The sequence below is a fragment of the Streptomyces sp. NPDC044571 genome (genome assembly GCF_040647115.1).
Classification (GTDB): Bacteria; Actinomycetota; Actinomycetes; order Streptomycetales; family Streptomycetaceae; genus Streptomyces.
Window position 1 is genome coordinate 62836 of the sequence record NZ_JBEZBN010000013.1, and the last position, 16272, is coordinate 79107.

18 protein-coding genes and 1 pseudogene are annotated in these 16272 nt (G+C 71.8%); 12 read left to right on the top strand and 7 right to left on the bottom strand.

Going from position 1 to position 16272, the window contains the following annotated elements; all coding sequences use genetic code 11:
• Nucleotides 1–115: 115 nt before the first annotated feature.
• The 4 genes from AB0B01_RS09650 to AB0B01_RS09665 all read right to left on the bottom strand — a co-directional run bounded on the left by AB0B01_RS09650 (nt 116) and on the right by AB0B01_RS09665 (nt 2761).
• Complete coding sequence (locus AB0B01_RS09650; RefSeq protein ID WP_361715073.1) at nt 116–592, bottom strand: MarR family transcriptional regulator; 477 nt, start codon at nt 590–592, stop codon at nt 116–118.
• Between the two features lie 62 nt (nt 593–654).
• Complete coding sequence (locus AB0B01_RS09655) at nt 655–1476, bottom strand: AIM24 family protein (RefSeq protein WP_361714923.1); 822 nt, start codon at nt 1474–1476, stop codon at nt 655–657.
• The gene (locus AB0B01_RS09660) at nt 1473–2123 is read right to left on the bottom strand and encodes an AIM24 family protein (RefSeq protein WP_361714926.1); all 651 of its coding nucleotides are present in this window, start codon (nt 2121–2123) and stop codon (nt 1473–1475) included. Before AB0B01_RS09660 ends, AB0B01_RS09655 begins: the two co-directional genes overlap by 4 nt.
• The gene (locus AB0B01_RS09665; protein WP_361714929.1) at nt 2123–2761 is read right to left on the bottom strand and encodes an AIM24 family protein; all 639 of its coding nucleotides are present in this window, start codon (nt 2759–2761) and stop codon (nt 2123–2125) included. Before AB0B01_RS09665 ends, AB0B01_RS09660 begins: the two co-directional genes overlap by 1 nt.
• 153 nt (nt 2762–2914) lie before the next feature.
• On the opposite strand from AB0B01_RS09665, the gene AB0B01_RS09670 reads away from it, so the two are divergent.
• The 3 genes and pseudogenes from AB0B01_RS09670 to AB0B01_RS09680 all read left to right on the top strand — a co-directional run.
• On the top strand, nt 2915–3262 hold the full coding sequence (locus AB0B01_RS09670) for a DUF3817 domain-containing protein (RefSeq protein WP_361714932.1): 348 nt from the start codon (nt 2915–2917) through the stop codon (nt 3260–3262).
• Nucleotides 3259–3567 carry an MTH1187 family thiamine-binding protein gene (locus AB0B01_RS09675; RefSeq protein ID WP_361714935.1) on the top strand — a complete coding sequence of 103 codons (309 nt, stop codon included), beginning with the start codon at nt 3259–3261 and terminating at the stop codon, nt 3565–3567. The genes AB0B01_RS09670 and AB0B01_RS09675 overlap by 4 nt, the downstream gene beginning before the upstream one ends.
• 290 nt (nt 3568–3857) lie before the next feature.
• Nucleotides 3858–4007, top strand: a pseudogene (locus AB0B01_RS09680) (galactose oxidase-like domain-containing protein); the annotation flags it as partial.
• Nucleotides 4008–4143: 136 nt separating this feature from the next.
• Here the strand turns inward: AB0B01_RS09680 and AB0B01_RS09685 are convergent.
• Entirely contained in the window at nt 4144–5184 is a 1041-nt protein-coding gene (locus AB0B01_RS09685) for a glycoside hydrolase family 6 protein (protein WP_361714938.1), read from the bottom strand.
• A gap of 118 nt (nt 5185–5302) precedes the next feature.
• Complete coding sequence (locus AB0B01_RS09690) at nt 5303–6295, bottom strand: DUF5937 family protein (RefSeq protein WP_361714941.1); 993 nt, start codon at nt 6293–6295, stop codon at nt 5303–5305.
• Nucleotides 6296–6455: 160 nt separating this feature from the next.
• On the opposite strand from AB0B01_RS09690, the gene AB0B01_RS09695 reads away from it, so the two are divergent.
• From AB0B01_RS09695 to AB0B01_RS09710, 4 genes are all read left to right on the top strand, one after another.
• Nucleotides 6456–7709, top strand: coding sequence for an MFS transporter (locus AB0B01_RS09695; protein ID WP_361714944.1), 1254 nt, complete (start codon nt 6456–6458; stop codon nt 7707–7709).
• Between the two features lie 21 nt (nt 7710–7730).
• The gene (locus tag AB0B01_RS09700; RefSeq protein ID WP_361714946.1) at nt 7731–8240 is read left to right on the top strand and encodes a MarR family transcriptional regulator; all 510 of its coding nucleotides are present in this window, start codon (nt 7731–7733) and stop codon (nt 8238–8240) included.
• Between the two features lie 126 nt (nt 8241–8366).
• Nucleotides 8367–8702, top strand: coding sequence for a DUF3817 domain-containing protein (locus tag AB0B01_RS09705; RefSeq protein WP_361714949.1), 336 nt, complete (start codon nt 8367–8369; stop codon nt 8700–8702).
• Between the two features lie 81 nt (nt 8703–8783).
• Nucleotides 8784–10484, top strand: a complete 1701-nt coding sequence (locus tag AB0B01_RS09710; RefSeq protein WP_361714952.1) for a methylmalonyl-CoA mutase family protein — start codon at nt 8784–8786, stop codon at nt 10482–10484.
• 124 nt (nt 10485–10608) lie between these two features.
• On the opposite strand, the gene AB0B01_RS09715 is transcribed toward AB0B01_RS09710, so the two are convergent.
• Nucleotides 10609–11235, bottom strand: coding sequence for a TetR/AcrR family transcriptional regulator (locus tag AB0B01_RS09715; RefSeq protein ID WP_361714955.1), 627 nt, complete (start codon nt 11233–11235; stop codon nt 10609–10611).
• A 207-nt stretch (nt 11236–11442) separates the two neighbouring features.
• On the opposite strand from AB0B01_RS09715, the gene AB0B01_RS09720 reads away from it, so the two are divergent.
• From AB0B01_RS09720 to AB0B01_RS09740, 5 genes are all read left to right on the top strand, one after another.
• Complete coding sequence (locus tag AB0B01_RS09720) at nt 11443–12447, top strand: tetratricopeptide repeat protein (protein ID WP_361714958.1); 1005 nt, start codon at nt 11443–11445, stop codon at nt 12445–12447.
• A 599-nt stretch (nt 12448–13046) separates the two neighbouring features.
• On the top strand, nt 13047–13685 hold the full coding sequence (locus tag AB0B01_RS09725) for a DUF6230 family protein (protein WP_361714960.1): 639 nt from the start codon (nt 13047–13049) through the stop codon (nt 13683–13685).
• A gap of 126 nt (nt 13686–13811) precedes the next feature.
• Entirely contained in the window at nt 13812–14375 is a 564-nt protein-coding gene (locus AB0B01_RS09730; RefSeq protein WP_361714963.1) for a DUF6114 domain-containing protein, read from the top strand.
• Nucleotides 14365–15642, top strand: coding sequence for a hypothetical protein (locus tag AB0B01_RS09735; RefSeq protein WP_361714966.1), 1278 nt, complete (start codon nt 14365–14367; stop codon nt 15640–15642). Before AB0B01_RS09730 ends, AB0B01_RS09735 begins: the two co-directional genes overlap by 11 nt.
• Before the next feature lie 236 nt (nt 15643–15878).
• The gene (locus tag AB0B01_RS09740; RefSeq protein ID WP_361714969.1) at nt 15879–16166 is read left to right on the top strand and encodes a hypothetical protein; all 288 of its coding nucleotides are present in this window, start codon (nt 15879–15881) and stop codon (nt 16164–16166) included.
• Nucleotides 16167–16272: the final 106 nt, after the last annotated feature.

A 16272-nucleotide genomic window follows, 5' to 3' on the forward strand; every position in this document is an offset into this window, starting at 1 on the left:
ACCTCCTCGGGCCGGCCATGCGCTCACACTGCCGGCGGGTGACCGGCGAGCGGGCATTGCCCACCCATTTTCCGGGCTGCCGCCGGGGACGGCACCCGGAGCCGGTGCGGGCCGGTCAGACCTTGCCGCGCTGGTCGCGCAGGTGGGCGGCCACGGGTTCCAGCGAGGCCCGCAGCGCCGCCAGGGCCTCCGGCGGCAGCAGGTCGATGAAATGCCGGCGGACGGACGCCACGTGGTGCGGGGCGACCTTCCGCATGAGCTCCATGCCCTCGTCGGTCAGTACGGCGTACAGGCCCCGGCGGTCGGACTCGCAGTTCACGCGGACGACCAGGCCGGCCGTCTCCATCCGGGTGATCTGGTGGGACAGCCGGCTCTTGGACTGGAGCGTCGACGTCGCGAGATCGCTCATCCGCATCCGGTGGTCCGGCGACTCCGAGAGGTTCACGAGGATCTCGTAGTCGTTGTTGGTGAGCCCGAAGGGCTGGAGATCCTTTTCCAGCTGGTGCATCAGCAGTCTGCCGACGTCCAGGTGGGTGCGCCAGGCGCACTGCTCGGCGTCGGTCAGCCAGCGCGTGGGCGTCTCGGTCTCCATGGTCTCCATGAATGAACTCTACCTAAGAAGTTGAATGACGTACAAAGCAGGAAAGCCGAAGATCACAGCCCGAGGCGCCGCTGGATGTCACCCAGCTGCCCCGGCATCCGCGGCACGCCGAGCTGGCCCAGCGGGCCCTGACCGCCGCCGTGACCGGCCCCGGGCACACCCGCCGACTCGCCGCCGGCGCCGACCGCCCCGACCGGCTGCTCCGCCATCAGCATCTCCGACGACTGCAGCAGCACCGTCCCGGCGCCGACGAACTCGAACTGGTGCTCCTCGCCCGAGGTGCCGCCGAGGCCGGTCAGCGAGCGCAGCCCACCGATGACGCCCGACATGTACCCGTGATCGTAGTGGTGGCAGGGGGAGGGGCAGTCCGCCCAGCCCACCAGCGCCTGCGGGTCCACCCGCAGGGGGGGCTCCATGAACACCACCGGCCCGTTCGAGGCGGCCACGAACTTCCCCGTGCCGATCAGCGTCAGGAAGCCCGGCACGATCGACTGCTTCAGCGCGAGCGAGGGCTGGTACGCCAGCAGGTTCCCCGACCGGATCGTCAGGTTCCCGTCGTCCAGGTCGTACGAGTTCACGTCGAAGGCCCGGTCGGCGAGCAGCATCTTGCCCTGCCCCTCGGCCACCACCCAGTCACTGGCGTGCAACGGCGAATGGAAGCTGGTGCGCAGCAGCCGGTCGAAGCGCCCGTTGCCGATGCCGTTGAACTCGATGCGCCCGTAGTAGGCGATCATCTTGCCCTTCTGCAGGAACCACTGGCTCCCCTTCAGCTCCACACAGAAGGTGTACGCGTTCACGTTGTCGTCGGAGGGCAGGGTGTACGGGTCGAAGACCGTCGGGCTACCCGGGCCACCGGTCACGGGACCAAAGTTCACAGCTTCTCCTCCGACGCCTGTACGTACACCGCGCCCTGACCCGACAGCTCCAGCTGGAACGCCTCGCCCGAACCGCGCCCGACCATGTCCCGCCAGCCCAGGGCCGTGGAGAGCTTGTTCCTGACCTCGCCGTGGTGGGCCACGTACGCCTGCGGGTCGACGTGGACGGGCCGGTTCGGGGTGATGGGGAGCTCGATGACCCCGCCGTGGGCCATGACGGCGACTGAGCCGTGGCCCTTGAGGGTGGTGGTGAACAGGCCCTGGCCGGTCACCTGGCCGCGCACCATGCCCATGACGCCGCCCTGCGAGCCCATGAACATCGTGCCCTGCTGCAGGGTGCCGTCGAAGGCCAGCAGCCGGTCGGCCTCGACGTAGAGGGTTTCGCCGGTCAGGTTGATCACCTGGATGTGGTGGCCGCCGTGGCCGAACATCACGGTGCCGCTGCCCTCGACGGCCATCAGCGGGGTCTGCTCGTTCGCCACGCGGCGCCCGATCATGCCCATCACCCCGCCCTGGCCGCCGGTCAGGCTCGGGGTGAAGGAGACCTCGCCCCGGTACGCGAGCATCGCGCCGCGCTGGCTGTACATCTTCTGCCCCGGGACGACCTGGGCCTCGACCATCTTCGAGTTGATCTCGCGGAACGGCATCAGATGTCGCCCCCGATCGTGTTGCGCTCGCTGGGCTGCACGTACACCAGGCCCTCGCCCTCGAAGCGGATCTGGAACGCCTCGCCGGAGCCCTCGCCGATCAGGGTGCGGAAGGTGACCCCCGACTGGAAGGACTGCTGGAGGTTGCCGGTGTGCGCGATGTACGCCCCCGGGTCGACGGAGAGCGGGTACTGGGCGCTGACCCGCAGCACCACCGCCGGGCCGTCGGACATGATCGCCGCCTGGCCGCTGCCCTCGACGGTGGTGGTGAACAGGCCGTTGCCCGTCGCCCCGCCGCGCAGGCCGGTGAAGGTGGTGCCGGTGCGCAGGCCGGCGTCGGTGCACAGGAGGTTGCTGGACTCGACGTACAGCTTCTCGCCGCGCAGATCGACGAGATTGATCTCGCTCGCGCGGTCGGCGAAGAAGCAGGTGCCGTGCCCCTGCACCTCCATCACGGTCATCTGTTCGCCGGTCAGCCGGCGGGTCACCATGCCGCGCAGGCCTTCGCCGCCGCCGGTCATCTTCTTGAAGGCCATCTGGCCGTCGTACGCGACCATGGAGCCGTTTTTCGCTTTGACGGCATCCCCGGTCAGGTCGACGGCGAGCACCTTGCTGCCTTGGAGTCGGAACTGAGCCACGGGATGACGTTATCGGCAGCGGGCGGAGGCCGACAGGGCACGGTGGCCGATATGCGGTGCCCGGGGGCACCCGTGCGCACCCCAGGTCAAGATCGACCGGGGTGGCTGAGACACTGGGACGGACCCCCGCCGCCCCACGCAAAGGTTCCGTACGTGGACATCAAGACCGCTTCCGCCCTGCACCGGCTGCGCCTCATCTCCGTACCGGAGGCGCTGTCGTTCCCGGCCCTGCTGATCTTCGGCTCGCTGCTCAGCCGGATCTCGGACATCGACTACCTCATGATGCCGCTGGGCGGGCTGCACGGGATCCTGTTCCTCATCTACGTGGTCTTCCTGCTGGACGTCTGGAACAAGGCGAAGTGGCCGGCGAAGAAGGCGGCGTTCTTCTTCCTCCTCGCCCTGGTGCCCTTCGGCGGGCTCTACGGCGACAAGCTGCTCAAGCGCGAGGAGACCGCGAGCGTCATGGCGGCCCGGGCGCGGCGCGAGGCGGCGAGCGCATGATCGTCGCGTTCTCGGTGACCCCGCTGGGGGTCGGCGAAGAGGTCGGCGAGTACGTGGCCGAAGCGGTGCGGGTCGTGCGCGAGTCGGGGCTGCCGAACCGCACGGACGCGATGTTCACCTCGGTCGAGGGGGAGTGGGACGAGGTGATGGACGTCGTCCGGCGCGCGGTGGCGGCGGTCGAGGCCAGGGCTCCGCGGGTCTCGCTCGTCCTGAAGGCCGACATCCGTCCCGGGGTGACGGACGGTCTGACCTCCAAGGTGGCCACGGTGGAACGCCACCTGGCGACCCCGCAGCCCGGCACCTGACCCCTTCGGGGGTCACCCGGACGGCCCCGGGTGGGGCCAGGCGGAGCAGAACCGCTCACTCGGCCGAGTCCCGTTCGACACACCGATGGTTTGTCCCCTTTCGTGGTGACAGGAGATCTCGGGATCGAGCACTGGAGGGACCGTGCGCCCGGAAGGCTTCGACTACGAGACCCACAGCCGTCTCGCCGGACCGTTTGCGGAGCCGGATCCGGACGCCTACCGGGTGAGCTACCGCTCCCTGCTCTCGCGCGAGCAGCTCCGCGCGCGCATACGCGCCGTCCTGCTCATGGCGCTGGTCGGTCGCGCTCGGACTGACGAAGACGGCCGGCACGGTCACGGTGGAGGTGCCGGGGGATCCGACACTGGTGCCGCCGGGCTGGTACATGCTGTTCGTGACCGACGCCGACGGGACACCCTCGGAGGCGAAGTGGCTCCGGGTACGGGTGCCGGCACCGGAGCCTGCAGCCCAGCCTGCGGCGGAGCCTGCGACCAGGCCTGCGGTTGAGCCTGCGAACAGGCCCGCGGCGGAGCCCCGGCCGCGGTAGCCCCGGCGGCCCGCGCCCCGCCCCGGCCGCCTCACTCCTTGGCGCGGCGGGCGAGGCCGAGGGCGTAGTCCGGCCACCAGGTGCCGGCCGACGGACCGCCGCGGCAGGGCCCGTCGGACTCGCCGGGCCGCTTGATCCACAGGTACGCGTCGACGAGCGGGTCGCCCGTCCGGTCGGTCGGCGGGACGCCGAGCGCCCGGCCCGGCGGATTGCACCAGGCCTCCTGCCCGTGCCCCGCGAGCGGGCCCGCGCCGTTGCGGCTGGTGTCGAGGACGAAGTGCTTGCCGTGCGCGGCCTTGGAGAGCGCGGCGCCGTACGCACGGGCCGCCGCGTCGGGCTGGAAGTTGGAGACGTTGAGCGAGAAGCCGTCGGCGCGGTCGAGCCCCGCCCTGCGGAGGGGTTCGACCAGCTTGGCCGGATCCGGGATCCAGGCCGGGTTCCCGGCGTCCAAGTAGACCTTGGTGTTCCGGTTCTTCTTCAGCCGGGTCACGGCCTCCGCGAGGAGGCGCAGCCGCTCCTCGTGGCGGTCGGCCCGGGTGCAGCCGTCCACGACGTGGGGGACGGCGTCCGGTTCCAGGATCACCACGGCCCTGGCCGCGCCGACGCCGTCGGCGAAGGCGCCGATCCACTTGCGGTAGGCGACGGCGTCGGCCGCCCCGCCCGCGGAGTGCTGCCCGCAGTCCCGGTGGGGGATGTTGTAGGCGGTGAGCACCAGGGTCCGGCCGGCCGCCGCGGCGCTCCGCGCGGCCCGGCGGATCTCCGGCCCGGGATCCCCGCCCGGTACCCACAGGGCCATGGGCCGCTCCGAGATCCGGCGCAGCAACTGGGCATCGGCGTTGCGGCCCAGGGCCTCCCAGGCCGCGACCTGCCGGGCGGCGTCGCTCTTCGGGTCCACCCAGAACGGCGACTCCGCCGGCGCCGCCTGCGCCGGGGCCTCGGCCGGGGCGCGCGGAGGGGCGGGCTCCGGAGCCGAGGGCGCAGGGGTGCAGGCGGGCCCCGCGGCGAGCAGCAGCGCGATACCGGTGAGGGCGGTGGTGAGGGGGCTGGGACGGTGGCGGCGTCGGCCTGGCATCCGGCTTCCTCGGGGCGAAGGGATCGTGCCGCGGACCGGTTGGCGCGGACCATGACATCGTGACACGGCGGTCACACACCGTCAGTCCGCGACACCGGGGCGGCCGGGCGCCCGCCCGCTACGGCACCGAGCCCGTGGTCAGCGCGATGCCCACGGGGGTGCGCTCGTAGAGCACCTGGTGGCCGTGCCGGGCCGAGACCAGCAGGCCCGCACCGTGCAGGGCCTTCAGATGGGCGGAGACCGTGGCGGGCGCCAGCCCCAGCCGGTGGGCCAGTGCCGTCGTCGAGGCCGGCTCGTGCAGCGCGCACAGCACCTCCGCCCGGGCCCGGCCCAGCAGCCGGGCCAGCGCCGGCGGGGCCGGCCCCTCGGGCGCCGTCCACAGCGCCCCGATCCCGCGCGCCGGATACACCAGAGTCGGCTGCCACGGAGGGTCGTACCCGCCGACCACCTGCGGCCAGACGAACGCACTCGGCATGAGCAGCAGGCCCTGTCCGTCGAGCGAGCGGTCGTGGTGCCCCGGGCGCCGGATGGTGAGCGTGCTGCCGTGCCACCGCAGATCCGGGTGGAGGCCGTCGAACAGCGCCTCCAGCCCGCCCGCGGCCAACCGCCGCGAGTGGAAGAGGATGTCCGCCTCCAGCAGGGCCCGCAGCCGCGGCCAGTGCGGGGCGACCAGCGCCTGCCAGGCCTGCTCGTACAGGTCCGCCAACTCCCGTACGGCCCGCGCCGGATCGGCGAGCATCCGCTCCCCGATCGCGCTCTGCGCCGCGCCCGGGGTGCAGAACAGGGCCCGGCGCAGGTCCTCGCCCACCGCGTCGGGGACGGCGGCCGCGGCCCGCACCCGCGCCAGTTCCTCCTCGATGGTGACGCAGGGCCCGACCGGAGGCGGGCTCAGGAAGTCCGGATTGTGGCCGGCACGCGGCATCAGCAGCCACAGCGGGCGCAGGTCCAGCCCGTCGGCCGCCGCCCTGATCTGTCGCAGCCACGGCAGGTGGTAGACGTGCCGGGCCGGGCGCAGCAGCGTCCGTACGGCCTCCTGCGTCTCCCAGCGCGGCGAGACGGCGAACCGGCAGCGCAGCAGGTCGTCCGCCCCGAAGCGGAAATGGAACCCCATGCGGCCGTGCACCCCTTTCCCCGGACCCTTCCCCAGGCCCGCTGTCCGCAGCCCCGTCGGTCGCTGCCCCGCCGGACGCAGCCCCACCGTCCGCCGGCCGGTGATTCGGGCTCCGACGAATCTTTACCGGCGCCGCCCGGGACCCGCCAGGGTGAGCGGCATGACCCCCGTCCACGACGCCGCGGCCCGCGGCTACCGCTCCGTCTTCCGGGTCCGGGAGTTCCGACCTGTCTTCGCCGCCCACCTGCTGTCCGTCCTCGGCACCGTGGTCGCCGAGATCTCCCTGACCGTCCTCGTCTTCCGCACCACCGGCTCGCCCCTGATGAGCGCGCTCACTTTCGCGCTCGGCTTCCTCCCGTACGCCCTCGGCGGGACCCTCCTCGCCGGCATCGCCGACCGCCGCCCCGCCCGCCGGGTCCTCGTCGCCTGCGATCTGCTGTGCGCCGCCTGCGCGGCCGCGATGGTCCTGCCCGCCACCCCCGTCGCGGGGCTCCTCGCGCTGCGGTGCGCGATGGCCTTCGTGGCGCCGCTGTTCCAGGGCACCCGGGCCGCCTCCCTGGCCGACATCCTCGGCCCCGGCGAGGCGTTCGTGCTGGGGCGCTCGCTGATGCGCATGGTGGCCCAGAGCGCCCAGCTGATCGGCTTCGGGCTCGGCGGACTGCTGCTCACCGTCCTCGCGCCGCGCGCGGCGATCGGGCTGACCGCCGCCGGGTTCCTCGGCTCGGCCGTGCTGCTGCGCTTCGGGACCCGGGCCCGGCCCGCCCGCGCCGCCGCCGCCACGCGGACCTCGCCGCTCGCGGGGCTGCGCGCCGTGTTCGCCGGGCGCCGGCTGCGGCTGCTCACGCTGCTGTGCTGGCTGCCGCCCGTCTTCTTCATCGCGCCGGAGGCCCTGCTCGCCCCGTACGCCGACGGCATCGGCGCGGGCACCGCCGCCCTGGGGGTGATGATGTGCGCCCTGCCCGTCGGCACCATCGCGGGTGAACTGTGGGCCGGTTCGGTGCTCAGCGCGCGGGCCCGTTCCCGGCTGGTGGCCCGGCTCGCCCCCGTCGCCCTGCTGCCCCTGCTCGTGTTCGCCGTCCGGCCCCCGGTGCCGGTCGTCCTGGCGGCGCTGCTGCTCGCCGGGCTGGCGCACGCGTACGGCCTGGGGCTCGACCAGTGGTACGTGGACGCCGTCCCGGAGGCGCTGCGCGGCCGGGCCATGACCCTGTTGAGCACCGGTCTGATGACCTTCCAGGGAGTCGGCATGGCCCTGGCCGGCCTCGCCGCCGAGTTCGCCCCGGTCCACACGGTCGTCACCGGAGCCGCCGTCGTCGGCACGGCGGTGGTCGTCCTGCTCCTCGCCGCCCTGCGCTCCGCGGGCCGCGGGAGCGCGGAGCGAGGACCGAGGAATGAGACGGGCCCCGCGACCAAATGACCGCCCGGTAGGGTCGGAAGCGTGTCCAAGCCGCTCAGCCTGTCCTTCGACCCCATCGCCCGCGCCGACGAGCTCTGGCAGCGGCGTTGGGGGCCGGTGCCCTCGATGGCCGCCATCACGTCGATCATGCGTGCGCACCAGATCCTGCTCGGCGAGGTCGACGCGGTGGTCAAGCCGTACGGGCTGACCTTCGCCCGGTACGAGGCGCTCGTGCTGCTCACCTTCTCCAAGGCCGGCGAGCTGCCGATGTCGAAGATCGGCGAGCGGCTCATGGTCCACCCGACGTCCGTGACGAACACGGTGGACCGGCTGGCGAAGGCGGGGCTGGTGGCCAAGCGGCCGAACCCGAACGACGGGCGCGGCACGCTCGCGTCCATCACGGACAAGGGCCGCGAGGTCGTCGAGGCGGCGACCAAGGACCTGATGGCGATCGACTTCGGCCTGGGCGCGTACGACGCCGAGGAATGCCAGGAGATCTTCGCCCTGCTGCGCCCCCTGCGGGTGGCCGCCGAGGACTTCGAGGAGCAGTGAGCCCGCGGCCGGGTCAGGCTCTGCTCCCCGCCGCCGCGGGGGTGACCCGAGCGCGCTCACCCCGTACGGGGTGACGGGCCGCTCCCCGCGTCCGCGGGGATTTTCCGGGCGGTTACGCTCGTATCCATGAAACGAAGCGTGCTGACCCGCTACCGCGCCATGGCCTATGTGACCGCGGTCATGCTCCTGATCCTCTGTTCCTGCATGGTGGCGAAGTACGGCTTCGACGTCGGCGCCGACCTGACCCTCGTGGTCTCGCAGGTGCACGGCGTCCTGTTCATGATCTACCTGGTCTTCGCCTTCGACCTGAGCTCCAAGGCGAAGTGGTCCTTCGGCAAGATGCTGTGGGTCATGCTCAGCGGCACCATCCCGCTGGCCGCCTTCTTCGTCGAGCGCCGGGTCCGCGCCGAGGTCGAGCCGCTGATTGCCGACGCCCCGGCCGCCGCGGGCGTCGGCGCCTGATACTCCGCCGGAGGTCCCCGGGGAAGACTCCCCGGGGTTTCCCATCGACATTTACTAGGACGTCCTAGTAAATTCATGGGTATGGACGCTGACGCCATCGAGGAGGGCCGCCGCCGCTGGCAGGCCCGTTATGACAAGGCCCGCAAGCGCGAGGCCGACTTCACCACGCTCTCCGGCGATGCCGTCGATCCGGTCTACGGGCCCCGGCCCGGCGACGCGTACGAGGGGTTCGAGCGCATCGGCTGGCCGGGGGAGTACCCGTACACCCGAGGCCTGCACGCGACGGGCTATCGGGGGCGCACCTGGACCATCCGGCAGTTCGCCGGCTTCGGGAACGCCGAGCAGACCAACGAGCGCTACAAGATGATCCTGGCTGCCGGCGGCGGCGGGCTCTCGGTGGCCTTCGACATGCCGACCCTCATGGGGCGCGACTCCGACGACCCCCGCTCCCTCGGCGAGGTCGGCCACTGCGGGGTCGCCATAGACTCCGCCGCCGACATGGAGGTCCTGTTCAAGGACATCCCGCTCGGCGACGTGACCACCTCGATGACCATCTCGGGCCCCGCCGTGCCCGCCTTCTGCATGTACCTCGTCGCCGCCGAACGGCAGGGCGTGGACCCGGCCGTACTCAACGGCACGCTGCAGACGGACATCTTCAAGGAGTACATCGCCCAGAAGGAGTGGCTCTTCGAACCCGAGCCGCACCTGCGCCTCATCGGCGACCTCATGGAGTACTGCGCCACCGGCATCCCGGCGTACAAGCCGCTGTCGGTCTCCGGCTACCACATCCGCGAGGCCGGGGCGACGGCCGCGCAGGAGCTGGCGTACACCCTCGCCGACGGTTTCGGGTACGTGGAGCTCGGGCTCTCCCGCGGGATGGACGTCGACGTCTTCGCGCCCGGCCTCTCCTTCTTCTTCGACGCACACCTGGACTTCTTCGAGGAGATCGCCAAGTTCCGCGCCGCGCGCCGGATCTGGGCGCGCTGGATGAAGGAGGTGTACGGGGCCAAGAGCGAGAAGTCGATGTGGCTGCGCTTCCACACGCAGACCGCCGGAGTCTCGCTGACGGCGCAGCAGCCGTACAACAACGTGGTGCGCACCGCCGTCGAGGCCCTCGCGGCCGTCCTCGGCGGGACGAACTCGCTGCACACCAACGCCCTCGACGAGACCCTCGCGCTGCCGAGCGAGCAGGCGGCCGAGATCGCCCTGCGCACGCAGCAGGTGCTGATGGAGGAGACCGGGGTGGCCAACGTGGCCGACCCGCTGGGCGGTTCCTGGTACGTCGAGCAGCTCACCGACCGCATCGAGGCCGACGCCGAGAAGATCTTCGAGCAGATCAAGGAGCGCGGCCTGCGCGCCCACCCCGACGGGCAGCACCCGATCGGACCGATCACCTCGGGCATCCTGCGCGGCATCGAGGACGGCTGGTTCACCGGCGAGATCGCCGAGTCGGCCTTCGCCTACCAGCGGGCGCTGGAGAAGGGCGACAAGCGCGTCGTCGGCGTCAACGTCCACCACGGCTCGGTCACCGGCGACCTGGAGATCCTGCGCGTCAGCCACGAGGTCGAGCGCGTGCAGGTGCGCGAGCTGGGGGAGCGCAAGGCGCGACGCGACGACGCGAAGGTGTCGGCCTCGCTCAAGGCCATGCTGGACGCCGCCCGCGACGGGTCGAACATGATTCCGGCCATGCTGGACGCGGTCCGGGCGGAGGCCACGCTCGGCGAGATCTGCAATGCGCTCCGGGACGAGTGGGGCACCTACACGGAGCCCCCGGGCTTCTAGTCCCCGTCCGACGCGCCCGACCGAGGCCGGTCGCGGTCCGCCCCCGAGGGGACGGCCGTTGACCGGCCTCGGTGCATCCGGTGCGCCCGGGGGACCGGGGCGCATCCGGCGGGCGCCGGCGGCTTCAGGCGGCGGCGGGGCCGCGCAGGCCGTGCATCAGCAGGGAGGTGAAAGTGGCCACCCACAGAGCGTCCACCGGCTCCGAGCTGACCAGCGCCCGGTGCACCACCGTCCCCGCGATCACGTCGAAGATCAGGTCGGTGGTGCGGCAGGCGATCGCCTCGTCCTCCTCGTACGGGAGTTCGCCGCGGGCCTGCGCCCGCTCGCGCCCCAGTACGACGAGACGTTTCTGCCGGTCCACGATGGCCGACCGGATCCGATCGCGCAGTGCGTCGTCGCGGGTGGATTCGGCCACGACCGCCATCAGCGCCGTACGGGCCTCCGGCCGGCGCAGGAGCTCCGCGAACTGCAGGACCACGTACTCGACGTCGGCTTCGAGCGAACCCCGGTCGGGGAGTTCGAGGGAGTCGAAGAGCTCCGCGACCGCGTCGACGACCAGCTCGTTCTTGCCGGCCCACCGCCGGTAGAGGGTCGTCTTCGCGACCCCGGCGCGGGCCGAGACATCGCCCATGGTCAACTTCGACCAGCCCAGCTCGACCAGCGCGTCCCGCGTCGCGGCGAGGATCGCCGCGTCCGCGGCGGCACTGCGGGGGCGGCCGGGGCGGCCGGTCGAGGAGCTGGGGCTGCGCATGGCCGAGACCATACCCGTCGGTAGCCGAACTGCCTGCTGTGCTTCAGATCACGGGGCGCGCGCCGCCGCGGGGAGTTACGCTACGGCTCGTAGCGTAAGAGCGGCAACCACGCGAAGAGCTACCGGCGCCAGGTGGGGACCCGGCGCCACAGGGGGAAATGGGCCGATCCTTTTCGTCGGCGCGCGCACAGGGGGGAGGATGTACGCATGCAGCCCAGAAACATGTCCATGAGCGGCGTCGTCGACCTCGCCGCGGTGAAGGCGGCCGGCGAGGCCAAGGCGAAGGCCGAGCAGGCGCGCGCCGAAGCGGCGCGGCAGGCCTCCCAGGGCGGCGCACCCGCCTCCGCGGGTGCCGTGCCCCCGTCCGCGCTCGTGATCGACGTAGACGAGGCCGGCTTTGAAAGCGATGTCATCCAGCTGTCCGCCGAGGTTCCGGTCGTCCTGGACTTCTGGGCCGAGTGGTGCCAGCCGTGCAAGCAGCTCAGCCCGCTGCTGGAGCGGCTGACCGTCGAGGCGAACGGCCGCCTGGTCCTGGCCAAAGTCGACGTCGACGCCAACCAGATGCTGATGCAGCAGTTCGGCATCCAGGGCATTCCGGCCGTCTTCGCCGTGGTCGCGGGGCAGGTGCTCCCGCTGTTCCAGGGCGTGGCGCCCGAGCAGGAGATCCGCGCGACCCTCGCCCAGCTGGTCCAGGTCGCCGAGGACCGCTTCGGCATCATCGGCCTCGCGGTCGACCCGGATGCCGCGCCCGGCGCCGCGGGCGGCGCCGCTGCCGAAACCGCCGTCCCGGCCGGTCCGTACGACGCGCTCCTGGAGGCGGCCGTCGTGGCACTGGACGCCGGTGACCTGGGAGGCGCGATGCAGGCGTACAAGAACGTCCTCGCCGACGACCCGGCGAACACCGAGGCGAAGCTCGGGCTCGCGCAGGCCGAGCTGCTCGCCCGCGTGAAGGACATGAACCCGCAGGCGGTGCGCACCGCGGCCGCCGAGAACCCGAAGGACCCGGCGGCCCAGATCGCCGCGGCGGACCTGGACCTGGTCGGCGGGCACGTCGAGGACGCCTTCGGGCGCCTGGTCGACACGGTCCGCGTGACGGCGGGCGCCGACCGGGACGCGGTCAGGGTGCGGCTGCTGGAGCTGTTCGAGGTCATCGGGGCGGACGATCCCCGGGTCGCGGCGGCGCGCACGGCCCTCGCGCGGGTGCTCTTCTAGGGCGCCGCCGGAGCCAGCCCTTCCGGAGGGCCGCCGCAGGAGCGGCGATTTGTTGACACGGAGATAAACAGCGGCCGCACTTTGCCAAAACTTGGCAATTGCGGCTGCTGTTACTCGCAGTAAACGGAACCCTGTGAACTGTCCGGTGTGTTCCTGAATCAACCGCTCTGTCGTGGCCTCGACTGACACCCTGTGTCGCCGCCCGACGGCGGGCGGTCGTACCCCGGTTATCTTGCCGTTACCCGCCAGTAACGACCCCCCTTGTGCCCCGGCCTGGAATGGACCACGATCGGCGACGCTCGGTCCTTCCCGCAGAGCCGCTCATCCGGAGCCGCGGTGGAGGGTCCCCACCGGGCCGGCCGGTGGCAGTGGCACCGGCCGCAGGACAGGGGGGTCTTCGCCGCACCGGCGGAGCCTGTCCTCCTGGTTGCGCGAACGCGTGACCCAGTGGTTGTCGCTCGGGGGTGAACGCCGGTGTACCGGCCGCGGCTCGGCCGCGGCTCGGCCGCTTGCGCTCCTTCCCGAGGACGTAGCACTTCTCCCATCCCAGGACGGGCACGGCCCGGACCGGAGATGTACGTCCGAGAAGGAGGAACGAAATGAGTTCTCAGGTTCGTGGCGGGACCAGATGGAAGCGCTTCGCGCTCGTCATGGTGCCGAGCATCGCGGCCACCGCCGCGGTCGGTGTGGGTCTGGCGCAGGGTGCCCTCGCGGCGTCCTTCAGCGTCTCCGGTCAAGACTTCAAGGTCTCGGCCGACAAGCTCGACGGTGACAACCTCATCCAGTACGGCGGCATTGCCGAGGGTCACGACCTCAAGGGCAACGCGGCGCACCACCCGGTCACCATCTCCGGGTTCAGCCACGCCGAGATCACCAACATGTGCCAGTCGCTGGTGACCCCGACGCCGCTCGGCAACATCACGCTGCAGCTGCGCACGGGCAACAAGGGCAAGCCGGCCGTCGCCGACAACATCTACCTGGATGTTGCGGAGCTCGACACCGACGCCGAGTTCAAGAACCTCGACATCGGTGTCGCCGTGGGCGACGCGAGCCACAAGACCAAGCCGCAGGCCGGTACGGTCGCGAGCCCCTACGCGTTCTCGCAGCGCGCCGACAAGGCGATCCTGACGAACGTGCGCCAGAAGGCGTGGGCGACGACGGCGGGCACCTTCAAGCTGCCCGACCTCAAGCTCCGCCTCATGGGCGGCGACCAGCCGTGCTACCAGGACGAGAAGTAATCCGTCCCGGAGTGTGACCGGAAGGGCGGTCGGTTCCCGGTGGCGGTACACGCCGCTGCCGTCGCCGTCCGCCCGACCGGGCTCCACAGAGTTCTCCGTACCACCGTTTCCAGGGAGCTGTAGTCCATGAACCCCCAGGCCCCGGTCTACGTTCGCCGCTCGGATGACGCTTGGCTCACCGTGGTGTACTACCACTTCTATGCCTGGCGCGGTCGCCGTCCCTTCTGGGCAGGGCTGTTCACGCTCTTCAGTGGCTTCCCTATCGCGTACTTCCCGTACGCGGACCTCCGGCTGGGCAATATCACCCTCGCGATGGCGACGACGGCCGGCTCCGGCTCGCTGATCATCGGCGTCCTGCTCATCACCCTCGGGCTGGCTCTCTGGTTCCAGCAGGGGATCCGGGTCTTCGCCGGTGTCGCCTCCATCCTGCTGGCCCTGGTGTCCCTGCCGGTGTCCAACCTCGGTGGCTTCTTCATCGGCTTCACCTGCGCCATGATCGGCGGCGGCCTCGCCCTCGCGTGGGCCCCCGGCACCCCGGTGGACGAGACGGATCCCGCGGTCGGCGACCTGGGCAAGGCAGAGGCGATGGCGGGCGGCCCCCAGGGCATCCCGGCGCCCCGCGGCACGGAAGCGGCCTACGCGAGCGAGACGACTGCCCACGCCGATGGCGGGAGGAACAGTGCGGGGTGACGAGACGCAGCCGGGCGTGGCCCCGAGCGCGGAGTCCCGTGAAAGAAGGGGTCCGCGGCACGCCGCGCCCCGGAAGTCGCTGCTGAACAAGATCCAGATACCCGTCGGCAAGACGATGGCGCTGGCGGCCATGCCGACCGCGGTCTTCGTCGGGATGGGCATGGCGCCGAAGCTGGCCATGGCCGACGACCAGGAGATCCCCTTCGCGCCCGGACCGTGCGTGACCCGGTCCGACGCCCCCACGGAGTCGGCCTCCCCGAGCCCCTCGAAGACGCCCTCGCCGAGCTCGTCGGCCACCGCCGCCCCCTCGCCCGGTGCGTCCACCGCCCCCAAGCCCGGCGTCACCCCGCCGGCACCGAAGCCGTCCGCGAGCACCTCGGCGGCAGCCGCCGGTGCGCAGCAGACGGCCCCCAAGGCCCCGGCCGCCGCGCCGACGCCCTCCAAGACCACGAACCCGCTGGACCCGCTGGGCGTGGGAGACACGCTCAAGGGGCTGCTGGACCCGCTCACCAAGCCGCTCCAGCCCGCGCAGCCGTCGGCCACCCCGACGCCCACCCCCGCCAAGACGTCCACGCCCACCACGCCTCCGAAGCCCTCCACGACCACGCCCGCGAAGCCCGCCCCGGACCCGTCCGCGGACGCGATCCGCGAGGCGGCGAAGAAGGCCGGGGTCGACGTCTCCGAGCTGTCCCAGGACGTCAAGGACACCGCGACGAACCCGAAGGACGAGACGGGCACCGCCAAGCCGGGGGACACGAAGGACGCGGGCGGGAAGGAACCCTTCCCCTGCCCGACCTACGACGCCAAGGCGCTGGCCGACGCCAAGCTGGAGCCGGGCATCCCGCTCCTGCCGGACGAGCCCTGGTACCTCGACAGCTCGATGCTGACCCTCTACGGCCTGGACTACCACGGCATCGTCGAGGTGAAGACGGCGGGCGGCAAGACCAAGAAGGTCCTGAAGTTCACGGCCGACTCACTCGACATCAAGGACCTGTACCAGACGGTCGGCAAGAACGGGAACGTCGCCCACCTGAAGTCCCGCCCGGGTTCCACCTCCAAGATCCGCGGCGCGACGGTGACGATGTACACCGAGAGCCTCAAGGGGAACCTCTTCGGCCTGATCCCGATCGAGTTCAGCCCGAACAGCCCGCCGCCCCTGAACGTCCCGTTCGCGTTCTTCACGAACGTCAAGGTCGTCCAGGCCGGCCAGTTCGGCGGCACCCTCACGGTCCCGGGCCTCAAGAACTACATCGGCCCGCCGGAGTAGGGCCGTGCCATCCCGGTGACCCGGCTGTTCCTGCGGTGGCCCGCTCCTCGGTGCGAGGGGCGGGCCTTCCCAGTGGAGTGACACCATGAGAGACGACCGGCGGGAGTTCTCCATCGACTTCGGGCTCAGCGGTCTCACCAAGCTGTTCGGTACCGGGTGGACCTCCGGCACGACCCTGGCGGGATGACCCTTCCTTCGCCGTCTCCCCGGCGGGACCCGCCCCGGCGGCGGCTCTGGTGGACGACGTGCCGGCCGAGGTCGGGTCGATCGCCGATGCGGTGCGCTCCGTCGAGGGGCACGCGCACTACGGGGTGCCGGACGTGGTGCGCACGCTGAAGCGAACAGTGGCGGACGTCGATCCGGACCTGGGGTTCAGGATGCTCCTGAGGGTCCTGAAGGCGTACCAGATCACGATCGGCGAATCCCACCTCGCGCGCTACCTGGAGCTCGGTGAGCGGCTCGGTTACGGCGAGTTCGTCGTGGAGGACAGGGGGATCGACGTCAGGCCGGATCCGACGGACTGACCCGGCCCGTACACACCGAGGGCGGGGCCCCCCTCACCCGAGCGGGGGGGCCCCCCCCGGGGATGGGGGGGGGGGTGGGGGGAGGGGGCGGCCGTGGCGCCCCGCG